Below are 15730 nucleotides of genomic sequence, written 5' to 3' on the forward strand. Positions count from 1 at the left end.
AGCTCATCATGAAATTCTCAGTTCAACCGCTGGTGAAGCCTCTTCGTACCGCCTTGCTGCCGCTGATGGCCGCCCTGGTGCTGGCCGGCTGTGCCACCGTGCCTTCGGGCCTGCCCGAGATCACGACCACGGCGCAGTTCAAGGAACAAGGCAAGGACGGCATGTCGCCCCCCGCCGGCTTCACGCGCGCCGTGCCTTCCGAGGCACAGGCACGCGGCGCCTGGTGGCTGGCGTTCAATGACCCGACGCTGAATGCGCTAGTCGAGAAGGCCGACGTCAGCAACAACAACATCCAGGCCGCGGCTGCACGGCTGGCCGAGGCCCGCGCGCTGGCGCGCAGCGCCAACGCCGACCGCCTGCCGCAGATCGGCCTGAGCGCCGGCGCCAACCGCGGCGCCGGCCTGGACAAGGCCACGGCCAGCACCACGCCGGCCACGATGACCAACATCGGTGCCACGTTCTCGTACGAAGTCGACCTGTTCGGCCGCCTCTCGGGCGCCAGCAATGCGGCCAAGCTCGACGCGACCGGCCGCGAGGCGCTGCTGCAAAGCACCCGGCTCGCGGTACAGGCCGAAGTGGCGCAGACCTACCTGCAGCTGCGCGCGCTCGATGCCGAACGCGCGCTGGTGCGCGAACAGGTCGAGGCCTACCGCGACACGCTGCGCCTGTCGCAGCGCCGCGAACAGGCCGGCGACATCGCCGAGCTCGACGTGGCGCGCGTGCAGACCGAGGTGTCGTCGACCGAGTCGGACGCGCTCGCACTCGACCGCCAGCGCGCCCAGGTGGAGCATGCGCTCGCGGTGCTGGTGGGCGACTCGGCTTCGAGCTTCGGCCTGCGCACCGACGAGTGGTCGACCGCCTTGCCGTCGATCCCGCCGGGCGTGCCGGCCACGGTGCTCACGCGCCGGCCTGACGTGTCGGCGGCGCAGAACGCGGTGCTCGCCGCGCAGGCCCGTGTCGGCGTGGCGCAGGCCGCGTGGTTCCCGGACATCTCGCTGACCGGCGCCGCCGGCTATGCCTCGCCCGAAGTCGGCGACCTCTTCAAGTGGTCGGCGCGCTCGTGGGGCGTGGGCGCGCTGCTGTCGCTGCCGATCTTCGACGGCGGCCGCCGCGAGGCCGGCGTGCAGGGCGCCAATGCCCAGCTCGACGGTGCGCTCGCGAGCTATCGCACGCAGGTGTTGGTGGCGTTCCAGGAGGTCGAAGACCAGTTGGCTGCCATCCGCATCCTGCAGGAGCAATCGGTGGTGCAGGCGCAGGCCGTGACCTCGGCCCAGCGCGCTACCAGCCTGTCGGACACGCGCTATCGCAACGGCTACATCAGCCAGCTCGACCTGCTGGACGCACGCCGCAGCGAACTGCGCAACCGGCGGCAGGCGCTGCAGGTGAAGTCGGCCCAGTACCAGGCGGCCGTGGGGCTGATTCGCGCCATTGGCGGCGGATGGGAAGCTCCGGCGCCCGTGGCTGCGGCCGGCGCACAGACCAAGATAGCCACGCGCTGAAAAGTGACGACCCAGACGACCCAGACGACCCAGGATTGAAATTGACAGCCTGAACGCCGCAAGGCGGTCTTTGCGCCGTCGTGGGCTTAGCCGGCTTTGCCGGCGAGGTTCGCGGCGGCGCTTATTTTTTGCAGCTCCGCCGCGCCCATGGCCAGGGCGCTGGAGTAGCTGGCCTGCGCCCTGGCCGCCGTCCGGTAGACCCGGTAGTCGAGGGTCTCGGAGGCTTCGTCGCCATGGCGGGCTTCGAGCAGGGTCCAGAAGAACTGGCCCGGTTCGCGTTCCTCGACGGTGAGCGCCAAATCGTTCAAGGCTGGCATGGGTCCCTGGAGTGCAGTGCGGTGTGTGATGTCGGGTGTACGCAAGAACGGGACTGTTGGATTCACCGGATGCGTTTGCAACGCCTTGGGTGTGAAAAATGTCTCATTTCGTCGGCTTGGTTCTGTCTCGCTCGGTCTTTTTCGGGCCGGCGCGGTGCTCAACGACAATCCGCCGATGAGTTCAAAGGCGAAAAGCGGGCCGGCGCGGTGCGTCATGGTTCTGGGCACCACCAGCGGAGCCGGCAAGAGCTGGCTGGCCACGGCGCTGTGCCGCTGGTATGCGCGGCAAGGCCTGAAAGTAGCGCCCTTCAAGGCGCAGAACATGAGCAACAACGCCCGCGTGGTCGATGGTGGCGAGATCGGCAGCGCCCAGTATTTCCAGGCCCTGGCCGCGAACGCACTACCCGACGTGCGCATGAACCCGCTGCTGCTCAAGCCCGAGCGCGACACCCATAGCCAGGTGGTGCTGATGGGGCAGGTGAGCGAAGAGCTCTCGGCCTTGCCCTGGCGTGGCCGCAGCGAGCGCGTCTGGCCGCAGATTGCGCAGGCGCTAGACGAACTGCGCGGCGAGAACGACGTGGTCGTGATCGAAGGCGCTGGCTCGCCGGCCGAGATCAACCTGATGGCCAGCGACATCGTCAACATGCGCATCGCCCGGCATGCTGGCGCGCGCTGCCTGCTGGCGACCGACATCGACCGCGGCGGCGCCTTCGCCCACCTGTACGGCACCTGGGCGCTGCTGCCCGAGGCCGACCGCGCGCTGCTGCGCGGCTTCGTGCTCAACAAGTTCCGCGGCGATGCCTCGCTGCTCGCGCCCGCGCCGCAGCAACTGCAGGAGCTGACTGGCGTGCCCACCGTGGCCACGCTGCCGATGTGGTGGCAGCACGGCCTGCCCGAGGAAGACGGCGTGTTCGACGACCGCAGCCGCGCCAGCGGCACCGTCACCCGCACCGTGGCGGTGGTGGCGTACCCGCGCATCAGCAACCTCGACGAATTCCAGGCGCTGAAGAACGTGCCGGGCGTGCGGCTGGTCTGGGCCCGCACGCCGGCCGACGTGGCTGGCGCCGACTGGATCGTGCTGCCCGGCTCCAAGCACACCAGCGGCGACCTGGCCTGGCTGCGCGCGCAGGGGCTGGACCGCGCCGTGGCCGCCCATGCCGAACGCGGCGGCGCGGTGCTGGGCATCTGCGGCGGGCTGCAGATGCTGGGCGAGGCGCTGGTCGATCCGCACGGCATCGACGGCAACGCGCCGGGGCTCGGCCTGCTGCCGCTGGTGACGGTGTTCGCGCGCGAGAAGACGGTGCGGCATCGCGCCGCGACCTTCGGCGAGCTGACCGGCACTTGGGGCCCGCTGTCGGGCGTGCCCGTTGTCGGCTACGAAATTCATCACGGCCAGACCGCCGCACACCCGCAGATGGCGCAGGACGGCCACGCGGTGATGCCTGACGGGCTGGCCTGGCAGAACGCGCGCGGCAACGTGCTCGGCATTTACCTTCACGGCCTGTTCGAAGACCCCGGCACGCTGCATGCATTGTTCGGTGCCTCCGTGCCCACGCTGGACGCCACCTTCGACGGCCTGGCCGAATTCATCGACACCCACTTCGACGCCGGCGTGCTCGCCGGACTGATTGCATGACCGAGACCATCCCCACCATTTCCGACATCACCGACGCCCCGCTTGCCGCCCGCCTGCACAGCGCGATCGACAACAAGACCAAGCCGCTCGGTGCGTTGGGCCGGCTCGAAGCGCTGGCCTTGCGCATCGGCAGCATCCTGGGCACTGAGAACCCAGTGCTCGAAGCCCCGCAAATGCTGGTCTGCGCGGGCGACCACGGGCTGGCGGCGCGCGGCGTCTCGGCGTTTCCTGGCGACGTGACCTGGCAGATGGTCGAGAACTTCCTCGCCGGCGGCGCGGCCGTGAGCGTGCTCGCGCGCCAGCACGGGCTGGCGCTGACGGTGGTCGATTGCGGCGTGCGGCGCGACTTCCAGCCCCGCCCGGGACTGGTGTCGCGCCGGATCGCCGAGGGCACGGCCGACGCCTCCACGGGCCCGGCCATGACGGCAGCCCAGTGTGCACAGGCCATCGTCAACGGGCGCGAAGTGGTGCGTGCGCTGCCGGGCAATGCGCTGCTGCTTGGTGAGATGGGCATCGGCAACAGCTCGTCTGCCGCGCTGCTGCTGTCGCGGCTGGGCGGGCTGGGCATCGACGTCTGCATCGGCGTCGGCACGGGCCTGGACGCGGCTGGGCTGGCGCGCAAGCGCGAGGTGCTGCGGCAGGTGCTTGCGTTGCACGCGGGTGCGACGGCGCCGCTGGACGCGCTGGCGGCCTTCGGCGGTTTCGAGATCGCCACGCTGGTCGGCGCAGTGCTGCAGGCGGCCGAGGAGCGGCGCGTGATCGTGGTCGACGGCTTCATTGCCAGCGCGGCGGTGCTGGTGGCACAGGCGCTGCAGCCCTGTGTGGTGCAGCGCTGCGTGGCCGCGCACTGCTCGGCCGAGCCCGGGCATCTGCTGCTGCTGGAGCGGCTGGGGCTGGACCCGCTGCTGAACCTCGAACTGCGCCTGGGCGAGGGCTCGGGCGGTGCGTTGGCCTGGCCGCTGCTCGAATCGGCCTGCCGCATCCTGCGCGAGATGGCGAGCTTCGAGTCGGCCGGCGTGTCGCGCAAGGACGCCTGAAGCGGATGAACGGCGTTCGCCACTTCCTGCTCGCGCTGCAGTTCTTCACGCGCGTGCCGGTGACGGGGCCGCTGGCCGCATGGGTCGGCTTCAGCCCTCAGATGCTGCGAGCGAGCGCGGCCCATCTGCCCGGCATCGGATGGCTGGTGGGTGGGGTGGCGGCGCTGGTGTTCACGGGTGTCGGCATGGGGCTGCCCGGCGTCGCGGGCGCGCTGGCGGCCGCGTTGCTGAGCACCGTCGCCACCGTGATGCTGACCGGCGCCTTCCATGAAGACGGACTGGCCGACGTGGCCGATGGCTTGGGCGGTTCGGCCGACCGGGACCGGGCGCTGGAAATCATGAAGGACTCACGCATCGGCGCCTTCGGTGCGATTGCGCTGGTGCTGGCGCTGGGCCTGAAGTGCGCGCTGCTCGCCGTGCTGGCCGGGCGTGGCCTGCAGACCGTGGCCGTTGCCATCGTCGGCGCGCACGTGCTGTCGCGACTGATGCCGCTGTTCCTGATCCGCTGGCTGCCTTATGTGGGCGACAGCGGGGCGAGCAAGGCCAAGCCGCTGGCGGATGCGATCAGCGGCGGAGCGCTGGTGATTGCGCTGGTGTGGACGGTTCCGGCGGTGGCGCTGCTGCTGTGTGCGCACGACGCCGTGCACGTCGGGGCGGCCGTGCTTGCGGCCGTTCTGGCCGCGGGCTGGATGGCGAGGCTGTTTCTGCGGCGGCTGCAAGGCTTCACCGGCGATGGCCTGGGCGCGACGCAGCAGGTCTGCGAGCTGGCGATCTATCTCGCGCTGGCGTGGCGTGCATGAGCACAAGCCGAAACCTCTGGCTCCAGCGCCATGCGCCCGTGGTGGCCGAGCCCGGCCTTTGCTACGGCGCCACGGACCTCGAAGCCCATGCGGACGCGACACTCGAAGCCGCGCAGCGCATCGCGCCCTTGCTGCCTGCGGACATCACCTTGATCAGCTCGCCGCTGCGGCGTTGCGCCGGGCTGGCCGATGCCATCGCTGCATTGCGGCCCGATCTCCGGGTACAGCACGACGCCCGGCTCGCCGAAATGAACTTTGGAGGCTGGGAAGGGCGGCCGTGGTCCGCCATTCCGCGCGAGGACTTCGAAGCCTGGACCGGCAACTTCGCCGACGCGCCCGCGGGCGGACATGGCGAAAGCGTGCGTGCCTTCATGCAGCGCGTGGCGGCCGCGCACGATGAATGGCTGGCGGGCAAGGGCGACGCGCTGTGGGTCACCCACGCTGGCGTGCTGCGCGCGATGACGCTGCTGCACCGGGGTGTGCGCTGTCCTGCAGTTGCTGCCGATTGGCCTGCCGGCGAGATTGCGTTCGGCAGCTGGCTGACTTTCGACAATTCACCCGCCATCTGACAGGCTCCCTGGCCAGTCAGCTCAGTTCTTCTGCCGCCACTGTTCGCGCCAGAGCCGGTCCAGCTGCGGTGCCAGCGCCGCCGGCGGCGAGCCTACGAGGCGGTTGCTGCCGTTGCGCTGCACCAGGCCGTAGATGCGGCCGGAGCCCTGGTCGTAGAGCGCGATCGCGTTGTTGTCGAAGCAGTCGTGCGGCTTGCAGAAGGCGTGCAGCAGATAGCGCGTGCCCTCGACCGTCACCCATTGCGGCTCGGGTGCCGGGCCTTCGCGACGCACCAGCCAGCGGTCGTTCTCGCGCGCGCCCAGGGCGGCGCGCCAGGCCTTCTGCATCGCCGGGCCCTGCGCCAGCGCCGCCGGGCTGCCCGTGGGCGGGGGAGGCACCTTGGCCTTGGGCTCGGTGGGCGGGGGCTCGGCCCGCGCGGCGCCTTCGCAGCGCCAGTAGCGTTGCTTCATCAACTCGGGGCCCAACTGGCCGGCGACCGGCTTGTCGGCGTCCAGCGTGATGTACTGGCCGCGCGTCGTGCGGTAGACGAGGAATGTCATCGAGCCGGCTTTGCCCGCGTCGCTCATCAGCGCCACGTCGAAACCTGCCGGCGGCGGGCTGTTGCCGAAGAAGCTGTGGGCTGTCTGCGGCTCGCGGGTGACCACGCGGCGCTTGCCGCTCTCGGCGATCAGCTTGTCCTGGAGCACCTGCAGCGTCGGCGCCGAGGCGTCGGCGCAGTTCGTCGACCAGCGGCCGCCGTAGAGCGTCATGGCGTCGGGCGGCAGGCCCGCGGCCGGCTGCTGCGACCAGGCCGCGGCCGGGAGGAGGGCTGCCAGCAGCGCGGTAGCCAGCAGCGTCCGGGGGGCGTTCTTTCGTGTCGTCATTCTTCAGGCCGTTTTCGGGGAGGGCGTCTTTGGTTTATAGGCGCAGAAGGTGGCCACCGCACATTCCCAGCACCGCGGCTTGCGCGCCACGCAGATGTAGCGGCCATGCAGGATCAGCCAGTGGTGCGCATGCAGCCGGTATTCCGGCGGAACACGCTTCTCGAGCTTGAGCTCCACTTCGAGCGGCGTCTTGCCGGGCGCGAGCCCGGTGCGGTTGCCCACGCGAAAGATATGCGTATCGACCGCGATCGTCGCCTCGCCGAAGGCCACGTTGAGCACCACGTTCGCAGTCTTGCGGCCGACGCCGGGCAGCGCCTCCAGCTCGGCGCGGGTGCGCGGCACCTCGCCGCCGTGCAGCTCCACCAGCATGCGGCAGGCTTCGATCAGGTGCTTGGCCTTGCTGCGGTACAGGCCGATGGTCTTGATGTACTCCTCCAGCCCCTCGACCCCCAGGTCGAGGATGGCCTGCGGCGTATTCGCCACCGGAAACAGCTTGCGCGTGGCCTTGTTCACGCCCACGTCGGTGGCCTGCGCCGAGAGCAGTACGGCTGCCAGCAACTCGAAGGGGCTGTCGTATTCGAGCTCGGTCTCGGGTGTGGGGTTGGCCGCCTGCAGGGTGGCGAAGAAGAGGGGGATGTTGTCTTTTTTCATTGGGCTTCGTGAGGGCAGCTCGCGCAATATATCGTTGAAAGGCGATAGCCTTACGCAGCTTTATTGCCCGAGCTTTGGTGACAATGTCACCCAGAAAGTGAGACTGACCATGCAATTCGCCTCCCGCCTCGACAACGTCGAGACATCCGCCATCCGCGAACTCTTCAAGCTGCTGGGCAAGCCCGGCATCATCAGCTTCGCGGGCGGCTTCCCCGACAGCGCCATGTTCGACGTCGAGGGGCTCAAGGAGGCGAGCCAGAAGGCGCTCACCGAAGAACCCGGCGGCGCGCTGCAATACGGTGCCACCGAAGGCTACGAGCCGCTGCGCACCCAGCTCAGCGCCTTCATGAAGACCAAGGGCGTCGACGTCGACCCGAGCGGCCTGATCGTCACCACCGGCAGCCAGCAGGCGCTGGACCTGCTGGGCAAGACCATGATCTCGCCCGGCGACAAGGTGATCGTCGAGGGCCCGACCTTCCTGGCGACCATCCAGTGCTTCCGTCTTTATGGCGCGCAGCTCATCAGCGCGCCCATCGACGCCAACGGCGTGAAAACCGACGAGCTGGAGAAGCTCATCGCCGAGCACAAGCCCAAGTTCGTCTACCTGATCCCCACCTTCGGCAACCCCAGCGGCGCGATGCTGACGCTGGAGCGCCGCAAGAAGGTGCTCGAACTGGCCGTGAAGTACCAGACGCTGATCGTCGAGGACGACCCCTACGGCGACCTCTACTTCGGCGAAGCCCCGCCGCCGTCGATCCTTGCGCTGAGCAAGGACGTGCCGGGCAGCCGCGAACTGCTGGCGCATTGCGGCAGCCTGAGCAAGGTGCTGAGCCCCGGCCTGCGCATCGGCTGGATGATTGCTCCGCCCGAGCTGCTGGCCAAGGCAACGATGTGCAAGCAGTTCAGCGACGCGCACACGAGCACCTTCTCGCAGGCCACGGCCGCCCAGTACCTCAAGAGCGGCCGCATGCCCGCCACGCTGGCGCATGTGCGCGAGGTGTACGGCCAGCGCGCGCAAGCCATGGGCGCGGCGCTGAAGCGCGAGCTGGGCGATGCGGTGAGCTTCACGCAGCCCAACGGCGGCCTGTTTTTCTGGGCGCGCCTCACGGGCGCCAACGGCAAGCTGGCGGATGCGAACGAACTGGCGAAGCGAGCGATCGAGAAGCTCGTGGCCTTCGTGCCCGGCGCGCCATTCTTTGCCGAGAAGCCCGATGTGGCGACGCTGCGTCTGAGCTTCGCAACGGCCGATTTGGCGAAGATCGAAGAGGGCGTGAAGCGTCTCGGTCAGGCGCTGTAAAGAGCGTTGCCGATCAGGGCGAGCGGTGCAGCCGGGGCGCCGCAAGCAGCTCGAGGTTGTCCGCAATGGCCGCATCCACGTTCGGATAGCGGCCTTTCATTTTCGAGAGCGTCATGATGGTCTGCAGCGCCTTCAGGTCCTTGACCGAGGGCGCGACCTTGATCTGCGCGATGGCGGCGGAGGGGTTGCCACCATTGATCAATGCCATCACCTTGCTTGCCCAGTCGTTTGCGCGCGCCATGTCTTTACCTGCTTCCATTCGAAGCGCCGACTGTACACAGCGCAGCGGCTGTCGCCGCCAAGACCATCACGCGATATCCGCGAATCCCCCGAAGAAGGCGCTTGCATTGGCTTCCAGGCTCTCCAGGTGATAGCCGCCTTCCTGGACGATCAATGTCGGCAAGCCCAGCGCGCCAACAGCCTTGCCCAGGCGCCCGAAGCCCTCGGTCGTCACCGCGACCTGCGACTGCGGATCGTCCTTGTAGATGTCGAAGCCGAGGGCCAGCACCAGCGCGTCGGGTGCGAAGCGCCGCAGCGCCTCCGTGGCCTCGTCGAGCCGCTCGAAGAAGACGGCTTCCGGCGCGCCGTGCGGCATAGGGAAGTTGACGTTGAAGCCTTCGCCCTCGTTGGTCCCGCGCTCGTCTTCGTAGCCGGCCACTGCCGGGTAGAAGTTGGTCGGGTCACCGTGGATCGACACGTACATCACGTCGCTGCGGCCATAGAAGATTTCCTGCACGCCCTGGCCGTGGTGCATGTCGGTGTCGAGCACCGCCACGCGAGCGAAGCGCCCCCGCAGCGCCTGCGCGGCGATGGCGGCGTTGTTGAGGTAGCAGAAGCCGCCGGCGGCATCGACGCGTGCATGGTGGCCGGGAGGGCGGCACAGCGCATAGGCCGCGCGGGCGCCGTCGGTGATGGCCGCCGCGCCGGCCACCGCGCTCTGGGCCGACCAGTACGCGGAGCGCCAGGTCTCGGCTCCGACCGGGCAACTGCCGTCCGCAAGGTAGCGCGCCGCCTTCGCCAGGATGCCGCGCAGCCGGTTGGGCTCGCGCACGTAGACGTTCGACATCACCTCGTCGCCCCAGTCGGGCGGCATCTGCTTCCATTCACCGTGTGCTTCTTCGAGAAAGCGCAGGTAGTCGTCGCTGTGCACGGCGGCCAATGGCGCCATGCCGGCATCGGCCGGTGTCTGGAGGTCGAAGCCGAGCGATTGCACGGCGGCGACGAGCCGCAGCGCGCGCTCGGGAATTTCCTGCGGCGTGCGCATCTGTCCACGCGACAGATAGCTGCGCGGATGGTGCAGCAGCTGCTCCGGATGAAAAAAGATCAGCATGGGTGATTCGGCGTGGCCGCCGCAAAATTTGCCTGGCAGCCATGGTAGCGAGCAAGATCGGTGCCCATCCAGGGCATCGGGGGGTGCCGGATTCGGTGGCTTTCACATTGGTTACGATCACCCATGAGAAAAACCTTTCAGCTTCAGGTCGAGGGCAAGCACCCCGACCGTCTCCTCGAAGCCATCAAGCACGAGATCCGCAAGTACATCAAGCGCGAGCGGCGGCGCGTATTGCCCGAAGGCGCGGACTTCTGGGACTTCGACTGCAAATTCGGCACCGAGGCCGAGAACGCCGAAGTCGTTCACCTGTCGGCCATCACCGGCCTCATCGACGGTGTGGTGAAAGAGGCCGGCAAGCAGTTCTACGTCGAGATCCTGGCCAAGCCCGGCCAGCGCAAGGCGCGCCCCGCGGGCGAAGCCGCACCGCCCACCGACGCAGAAGACTGACCCTCGCTCAGACCAGCGCCTGCGCCAGCCGCAGGCCGTGGCGCTGCTCCGCATCGTGCAGCGAGCGCGCAATCGACGGGTGCAGCCGCACCCCGTTCTTCGACTGCGCTTCCCGACGCTTCAACCCGCCTTCGCCCGGCAGCCGCACAGGCCTGGCCGGGTCGATGGGCGTGTTGTCGCGGCACTTGGCCGCCACATGGTCCATCTGGTGCAGGAAGGCGTCCTTGCCGCCGAAGGCGTTCAGGTCGTGCAGCGTGATGTGCACCGTCGCGCCCCAGCCTTCGGGCGGATCGGCACGGCCATGGCCTGCGAGGCCGGCCGTGAGCGTCTCGACCAGCAGCGCCATTCCGTAACCCTTGTGCCCGTGGCTCAGCCCGCCGACCGGCAGCAGCGTGCCCGGCGGCTGGTCGAACAGCACCTGCGGGTTGTTCGACGGCCTGCCGGTGGCGTCGATCAGCCATTCCTCGGCGAAGGTCTCGCCGGCCGCGCGCTTGCGGTTGCTCATGCCGTTGGTGGTGATGGAGGCCGAGATGTCGACCATCACGCCGCCCTGCGACAGCGGAAAGCCCATGGCCAGCGGATTCGGCGTGAACACCGCCTGCGTGCCGCCGAAGGGCGCGACGCTGGCGGCATTGGGGTCGGAGCAGGCCAGCAGCATCAGCATGTCTTCCTGCAGCGCGCGCAGCATGTAGACGGCAAGGCAGGCGATGTGGTGGCTGCGGCGGATCACGAGCGAAGCCGTGCCCAGCTCGCGCGCACGCGGCACCAGCAGGTCCATGCCCTGGTCCATGAGCCAGGGGCCGGGCAGGCGCTTGCCGTCCCACAGCACGGCGGCGGCGCGGTCCGACAGCACCTCGGGGGCGCCGTCGCGCGTCATGCCGCCTGACTCGATTTCCTTCACATAGCCGGCCAGCAGCGCGAGGCCGTGCGTGTCGTGCCCCAGCAGGTCGCCTTCGACCAGCGTGCGGGCCACGCTGTCGGCCATCGATGCGGCAAGGCCGGCCTTCTGCAGCAGGGCGCTGGCGTAGTCCCTGAGCGCGTCGGCGCTGTAGAGCGGAGCGGTGTCGGTCATTTCAATACCTCCAGCACGCGGTCGAGGCCGCCTTCGTTGATGGCCACCATGGCCTGCTCGCGCACCTTCGGCTTGGCGTGATACGCAACCGAAAGGCCGGCCTCGCCCATCATCGGCAGGTCGTTGGCGCCGTCGCCCACGGCGATGGTTTCCTGCGGCGAGATGCCCATGAGCGACGCTACCTCGAGCAGCGTGCGGCGCTTTTCGGCACCGTCGCAGATGTCGCCCCAGCTCTGCGTGACCACCTGGCCGGTGAGCTTGCCGTCGGCTTCGTCGAGCAGATTGGAGCGCGCGAAGTCGATGCCCAGCCGGTCCTTCACGCGGTTCGCGAAGAAGGTGAAGCCGCCCGACACCAGCAGCACCTTGAGCCCGGCCGCCTTGCAGGCCGCCACCAGCTCGCTCGCGCCGGGGTTGAGCTTCAGCCGCTCGTCGTACACCTGCTGCAACGCCTCGACCGGCACGCCCTGCAGCAGTGCCACGCGGCGGCGCAGGCTCTCCTTGAAGTCCTTGATCTCGCCGCGCATCGTGGCTTCGGTGATGGCGGCCACCTCGGCCTTCTTGCCGACCGCATCGGCGATCTCGTCGATGCATTCGATGTTGATCAGCGTCGAGTCCATGTCGAACGCGATCAGCTTGAAGTCGGCGAGCTTGAGCGGCGGCTTCACACGCTGGATGACGAGGCCGGGGGAGATTTCTGTAGCGCTCATGCGGTGACGGTTTCCTTGACGATGGGTTGGCCCAGGCTGCGCAGCACGTCGCGCACCAGCTGGGCCCGGTCTTTCGGCTCTTTCAGTTCGCGCTCGATGCGCAGTTTTTCGTTGCCGGCGAGCTTGATGTGCTTGTTCTTCTGGATCAGCTGGATGATGGCCATGCCATCGACCGGCGCGTCCTTCTTGAAGGTGATGTTGATGATCCCCGGCGCCGCATCGACCTTCACCACGCCGTAGGGCCGTGCCAGCACGCGCAGGCGGTGCGTGTCGATCAGCGTCTGCGCCTGCGGCGGCAGCTTGCCGAAGCGGTCGACGATTTCTTCGAGCAGCGTGTCAATCTGGTCGGGCGTCTTCGCGGTGGCCAGCTTCTTGTAGAACGACAGCCGCAGGTGCACGTCGCCGCAATAGTCGTCGGGCAGCAGTGCGGGTGCGTGCAGGTTGATTTCTGTCGTCACCGACAGCGGCGACAGCAGGTCGGGCTCCTGCCCGGCCTTGAGTGCACGCACGGCTTCGCTCAGCATCTCGTTGTAGAGCTGGAAGCCGATCTCCATCATGTTGCCGCTCTGGTTCTCGCCCAGCACCTCGCCGGTGCCGCGGATCTCCAGGTCGTGCATGGCCAGGTAGAAGCCGGAGCCCAGTTCTTCCATCTGCTGGATGGCGTCGAGCCGCTGCGCCGCATGCTTGGTCAGGCCTTCGGTGTCGGGCACCATGAGGTAGGCATAGGCTTGGTGGTGCGAGCGGCCGACGCGACCGCGCAGCTGGTGCAGCTGCGCCAGGCCGAACTTGTCGGCGCGGCTCATCACGATGGTGTTGGCGGTGGGCACGTCGATGCCGGTCTCGATGATGGTCGAGCACAGCAGCAGGTTGTAGCGCTGCGCCACGAAGTCGCGCATCACGCGCTCCAGCTCGCGCTCGGGCATCTGGCCGTGGGCCACGGCGATGCGGGCCTCGGGCAATATTTCTTCGAGCTTCTGGCGGCGGTTCTCGATGGTCTCGACCTCGTTGTGAAGGAAGTAGACCTGCCCGCCACGCTTGAGCTCGCGCAGCACGGCTTCGCGGATCACGCCGGTGCCCTCGTTGCGCACGAATGTCTTGATGGCCAGCCGGCGCTGCGGCGCGGTGGCGATCACGCTCAGGTCGCGCAGGCCTTCGAGCGCCATGCCCAGCGTGCGCGGAATCGGCGTGGCGGTGAGCGTGAGCACGTCGACCTCGGCGCGCATGGCCTTCATCGCCTCTTTGTGGCGCACGCCGAAGCGATGCTCCTCGTCGATGATGAGCAGGCCCAGGTTCTTGAACTTGACCGACTGCGAGAGCAGCTTGTGCGTGCCGACCACGATGTCGACCTGGCCCTCGGCCAGCCCCTTGGCGGCTGCGGTGATTTCCTTGGCCGAGCGGAAGCGGCTCATCTCGGCCACCTTCACCGGCCATTTGGCGAAGCGGTCGACCAGCGTCTGGTAGTGCTGCTCGGCCAGCAACGTGGTGGGCGCGAGAAACGCCACCTGCTTGCCACCAGTCACGGCGATGAAGGCGGCGCGCAGCGCAACTTCGGTCTTGCCGAAGCCCACGTCGCCGCACACGAGGCGGTCCATTGGCTGGGGCGAGATCATGTCCTGCACCACGGCGTGGATCGCGGCCTTCTGGTCGGCGGTTTCCTGGAAGCCGAAGTCGTTGGCGAACACCTCGTAGTCGGCCGGCGAGTAGCGGAAGGCGTGGCCTTCGCGCGCGGCGCGGCGGGCGTAGATGTTGAGCAGCTCGGCGGCCGAGTCGCGCACCTGTTCGGCTGCCTTGCGCTTGGCCTTTTCCCACTGGCCGGAGCCCAGCTTGTGCAGCGGGGCTTCGTCGGCGCTGACGCCGGTGTAGCGGCTGATCTGGTGCAGTTGCGACACCGGCACGTAGAGCGTGGCCTTGTCGGCGTACTCCAGGTGCAGCATTTCCTGCAGCAGCGGCTTGCCTTCGGCGTCGGTGCCCTGGCCCAGGTCCATGTGGATCAGGCCGCGGTAACGGCCGATGCCGTGCGCGGTGTGGACCACCGGGTCGCCCACGTTGAGCTCCGACAGGTCCTTGATGAGCGCTTCGACGTCGCTGACCTGTTCCTGCTTCTTGTTGCGCCGGCGCGTGGTGGGCGCGGTGGCGAACAGCTCGGTTTCGGTGACGAGGTCGATGCCCTGTTCGCGCCAGGCGAAACCCGAGGCCAGCGCGGCGGTGGCGATGCCGATTTTTTCGTCGGCGGAGGCTTCGAACTCGGCCAGTGAGTCGAAGGCCGGCGGGCTCACGCCGCTGGCGCGCAGGAAGTCGAGCAGGCTCTCGCGGCGGCCGTCGCTCTCGGCGATCAGCAGCACGCGGTGCGGCGTGGCGCGGATGTGGGCCTTCAGGCCGACCAGCGGGTCTTCGGCACCGCGCACCACGGCGAAGGGCGGCAGTTTGTCGAACTCGGCGTAGGGTGCATCCGTAGGCACATCGCCGCGAATTGCGAGCTGCGCATGGGGCTTGGCGCGCTGGTAGAACTGCTCGGCGTTCAGGAACAGCGCCTCGGGCGGCAGGGCTGGGCGCTCAGGGTCGCCGCGCACCAGCCGGTAGCGTTCGTTGGTGTCCTGCCAGAAATGCTGGAAAGCCGGTTCGAGATCGCCGTGCAGCACCACGGTGGCATCCGGCCCGAGGTAGTCGAACACCGTGGCCGTCTCGTCGAAGAACAGCGGCAGGTAGTACTCGATGCCGGCGGTGGCCACGCCGTTGCCCATGTCCTTGTAGATGCGGCTCTTGGTCGGGTCGCCTTCGAGCAGTTCGCGCCAGCGGCTGCGAAAGCGCCCGCGCGCGTCGTCGTCCATCGGGAACTCGCGGCCCGGCAGCAGCCGCACTTCGGGCACCGGGTACAGGCTGCGCTGTGTGTCGGGGTCGAAGGTGCGGATGGAGTCGATCTCGTCGTCGAACAGGTCGACGCGGAAAGGCACCGGCGAGCCCATGGGGAACAGGTCGATCAGGCCGCCGCGCACCGCGTATTCGCCGGGGCTCACCACCTGGGTCACATGGGTGTAGCCGGCCAGCGTGAGCTGGGCCTTGAGCTTCGATTCCTCGAGCTTCTGCTTGGCCTTGAACTGGAAGGTGTAGCCGGCCAGGAAGGCCGGCGGCGCCAGCCGGTAGAGCGCGGTGGTGGCGGGCACCAGCACCACGTCAGCCTCTTTCTGGCTGATGCGCCAGAGGGTGGCAAGGCGCTCGCTGATCAGGTCCTGGTGGGGCGAGAAGCTGTCGTAGGGCAGCGTTTCCCAGTCGGGGAAGAGGGCGCAGCGCAGGTCGGGCGCGAAGAAGGCGATCTCGTCGATCAGGCGCTGGGCATCGTTGGCATCGGCCGTGAACATCGCCGTTGCGCGCCCCGCGGCTTTCTCGCGCATGGCCAACTGCGCCAGCAGCAAGGCATCGGCCGACAACGGGGGGCGCGGCAGCGTGAAACGCTTGCCCGCCGTGAGGTGGGGGAGGTCCATGGAACGCTTGGTGGAAATGCACAAC

The 15730-nt window shown here is 68.4% G+C and carries 15 protein-coding genes; 7 read left to right on the forward strand and 8 right to left on the reverse strand.

The window, feature by feature from the left end:
- Positions 1-8 precede the first annotated feature (8 nt).
- A complete protein-coding gene (locus BLV60_RS17360) occupies positions 9-1499 on the forward strand; it encodes an efflux transporter outer membrane subunit (RefSeq protein ID WP_093056513.1) in 1491 nt (496 codons plus the stop codon).
- A gap of 86 nt (positions 1500-1585) precedes the next feature.
- Here BLV60_RS17360 and BLV60_RS17365 read toward each other — a convergent pair whose 3' ends face one another.
- Positions 1586-1816 (reverse strand): hypothetical protein, encoded by a 231-nt coding sequence (locus tag BLV60_RS17365; RefSeq protein ID WP_093056514.1) that lies wholly within the window; start codon positions 1814-1816, stop codon positions 1586-1588.
- Between the two features lie 175 nt (positions 1817-1991).
- Here BLV60_RS17365 and BLV60_RS17370 point away from each other — a divergent pair, with 175 nt between their 5' ends.
- The 4 genes from BLV60_RS17370 to BLV60_RS17385 are packed head-to-tail and all read left to right on the forward strand — an operon-like array spanning position 1992 to position 5858.
- Positions 1992-3452: a cobyric acid synthase gene (locus BLV60_RS17370; protein ID WP_093056589.1), complete on the forward strand. Its 1461-nt coding sequence runs from the start codon at positions 1992-1994 to the stop codon at positions 3450-3452.
- Positions 3449-4489, forward strand: a complete 1041-nt coding sequence (gene cobT, locus BLV60_RS17375) for a nicotinate-nucleotide--dimethylbenzimidazole phosphoribosyltransferase (protein WP_093056515.1) — start codon at positions 3449-3451, stop codon at positions 4487-4489. The genes BLV60_RS17370 and cobT overlap by 4 nt, the downstream gene beginning before the upstream one ends.
- A gap of 5 nt (positions 4490-4494) precedes the next feature.
- Positions 4495-5289, forward strand: coding sequence for an adenosylcobinamide-GDP ribazoletransferase (locus BLV60_RS17380; protein ID WP_093056516.1), 795 nt, complete (start codon positions 4495-4497; stop codon positions 5287-5289).
- Positions 5286-5858: a histidine phosphatase family protein gene (locus tag BLV60_RS17385; RefSeq protein ID WP_093056517.1), complete on the forward strand. Its 573-nt coding sequence runs from the start codon at positions 5286-5288 to the stop codon at positions 5856-5858. The genes BLV60_RS17380 and BLV60_RS17385 overlap by 4 nt, the downstream gene beginning before the upstream one ends.
- Before the next feature lie 21 nt (positions 5859-5879).
- Here the strand turns inward: BLV60_RS17385 and BLV60_RS17390 are convergent, their stop codons facing one another.
- Positions 5880-6722 (reverse strand): Ivy family c-type lysozyme inhibitor, encoded by an 843-nt coding sequence (locus BLV60_RS17390; RefSeq protein ID WP_093056518.1) that lies wholly within the window; start codon positions 6720-6722, stop codon positions 5880-5882.
- Positions 6723-6725: 3 nt separating this feature from the next.
- Positions 6726-7373 (reverse strand): endonuclease III, encoded by a 648-nt coding sequence (gene nth, locus BLV60_RS17395; protein ID WP_093056519.1) that lies wholly within the window; start codon positions 7371-7373, stop codon positions 6726-6728.
- A gap of 109 nt (positions 7374-7482) precedes the next feature.
- Here nth and BLV60_RS17400 point away from each other — a divergent pair, with 109 nt between their 5' ends.
- Complete coding sequence (locus BLV60_RS17400; protein WP_093056520.1) at positions 7483-8670, forward strand: aminotransferase-like domain-containing protein; 1188 nt, start codon at positions 7483-7485, stop codon at positions 8668-8670.
- 13 nt (positions 8671-8683) lie between these two features.
- Here the strand turns inward: BLV60_RS17400 and BLV60_RS17405 are convergent, their stop codons facing one another.
- Positions 8684-8911 (reverse strand): hypothetical protein, encoded by a 228-nt coding sequence (locus BLV60_RS17405; RefSeq protein WP_093056521.1) that lies wholly within the window; start codon positions 8909-8911, stop codon positions 8684-8686.
- A 66-nt stretch (positions 8912-8977) separates the two neighbouring features.
- A complete protein-coding gene (locus tag BLV60_RS17410) occupies positions 8978-10000 on the reverse strand; it encodes a histone deacetylase family protein (protein ID WP_093056522.1) in 1023 nt (340 codons plus the stop codon).
- Between the two features lie 123 nt (positions 10001-10123).
- On the opposite strand from BLV60_RS17410, the gene BLV60_RS17415 reads away from it, so the two are divergent.
- The gene (locus BLV60_RS17415; protein ID WP_093056523.1) at positions 10124-10447 is read left to right on the forward strand and encodes a DUF6172 family protein; all 324 of its coding nucleotides are present in this window, start codon (positions 10124-10126) and stop codon (positions 10445-10447) included.
- Positions 10448-10454: 7 nt separating this feature from the next.
- Here the strand turns inward: BLV60_RS17415 and BLV60_RS17420 are convergent, their stop codons facing one another.
- From BLV60_RS17420 to mfd, 3 genes are read right to left on the reverse strand one after another with little or no spacing between them, the layout of a single operon-like run.
- Complete coding sequence (locus tag BLV60_RS17420) at positions 10455-11519, reverse strand: Ldh family oxidoreductase (RefSeq protein WP_093056524.1); 1065 nt, start codon at positions 11517-11519, stop codon at positions 10455-10457.
- Positions 11516-12226: a phosphoserine phosphatase SerB gene (gene serB / locus BLV60_RS17425; protein WP_093056525.1), complete on the reverse strand. Its 711-nt coding sequence runs from the start codon at positions 12224-12226 to the stop codon at positions 11516-11518. Before serB ends, BLV60_RS17420 begins: the two co-directional genes overlap by 4 nt.
- Entirely contained in the window at positions 12223-15705 is a 3483-nt protein-coding gene (gene mfd, locus BLV60_RS17430) for a transcription-repair coupling factor (protein WP_093056526.1), read from the reverse strand. Before mfd ends, serB begins: the two co-directional genes overlap by 4 nt.
- Positions 15706-15730: the final 25 nt, after the last annotated feature.

The sequence above is a fragment of the Variovorax sp. YR634 genome (genome assembly GCF_900106655.1).
Classification (GTDB): Bacteria; Pseudomonadota; Gammaproteobacteria; order Burkholderiales; family Burkholderiaceae_C; genus Variovorax.

Excerpts from the sequence above, each read along its gene's own strand:
- BLV60_RS17360 (WP_093056513.1), top strand. The coding sequence starts at position 9 with ATGAAATTCTCAGTTCAACCGCTGGTGAAGCCTCTTCGTACCGCCTTG.
- BLV60_RS17365 (WP_093056514.1), bottom strand. The coding sequence starts at position 1,816 with ATGCCAGCCTTGAACGATTTGGCGCTCACCGTCGAGGAACGCGAACCG.
- BLV60_RS17370 (WP_093056589.1), top strand. The coding sequence starts at position 1,992 with ATGAGTTCAAAGGCGAAAAGCGGGCCGGCGCGGTGCGTCATGGTTCTG.
- cobT (WP_093056515.1), top strand. The coding sequence starts at position 3,449 with ATGACCGAGACCATCCCCACCATTTCCGACATCACCGACGCCCCGCTT.
- BLV60_RS17380 (WP_093056516.1), top strand. The coding sequence starts at position 4,495 with ATGAACGGCGTTCGCCACTTCCTGCTCGCGCTGCAGTTCTTCACGCGC.
- BLV60_RS17385 (WP_093056517.1), top strand. The coding sequence starts at position 5,286 with ATGAGCACAAGCCGAAACCTCTGGCTCCAGCGCCATGCGCCCGTGGTG.
- BLV60_RS17390 (WP_093056518.1), bottom strand. The coding sequence starts at position 6,722 with ATGACGACACGAAAGAACGCCCCCCGGACGCTGCTGGCTACCGCGCTG.
- nth (WP_093056519.1), bottom strand. The coding sequence starts at position 7,373 with ATGAAAAAAGACAACATCCCCCTCTTCTTCGCCACCCTGCAGGCGGCC.
- BLV60_RS17400 (WP_093056520.1), top strand. The coding sequence starts at position 7,483 with ATGCAATTCGCCTCCCGCCTCGACAACGTCGAGACATCCGCCATCCGC.
- BLV60_RS17405 (WP_093056521.1), bottom strand. The coding sequence starts at position 8,911 with ATGGCGCGCGCAAACGACTGGGCAAGCAAGGTGATGGCATTGATCAAT.
- BLV60_RS17410 (WP_093056522.1), bottom strand. The coding sequence starts at position 10,000 with ATGCTGATCTTTTTTCATCCGGAGCAGCTGCTGCACCATCCGCGCAGC.
- BLV60_RS17415 (WP_093056523.1), top strand. The coding sequence starts at position 10,124 with ATGAGAAAAACCTTTCAGCTTCAGGTCGAGGGCAAGCACCCCGACCGT.
- BLV60_RS17420 (WP_093056524.1), bottom strand. The coding sequence starts at position 11,519 with ATGACCGACACCGCTCCGCTCTACAGCGCCGACGCGCTCAGGGACTAC.
- serB (WP_093056525.1), bottom strand. The coding sequence starts at position 12,226 with ATGAGCGCTACAGAAATCTCCCCCGGCCTCGTCATCCAGCGTGTGAAG.
- mfd (WP_093056526.1), bottom strand. The coding sequence starts at position 15,705 with ATGGACCTCCCCCACCTCACGGCGGGCAAGCGTTTCACGCTGCCGCGC.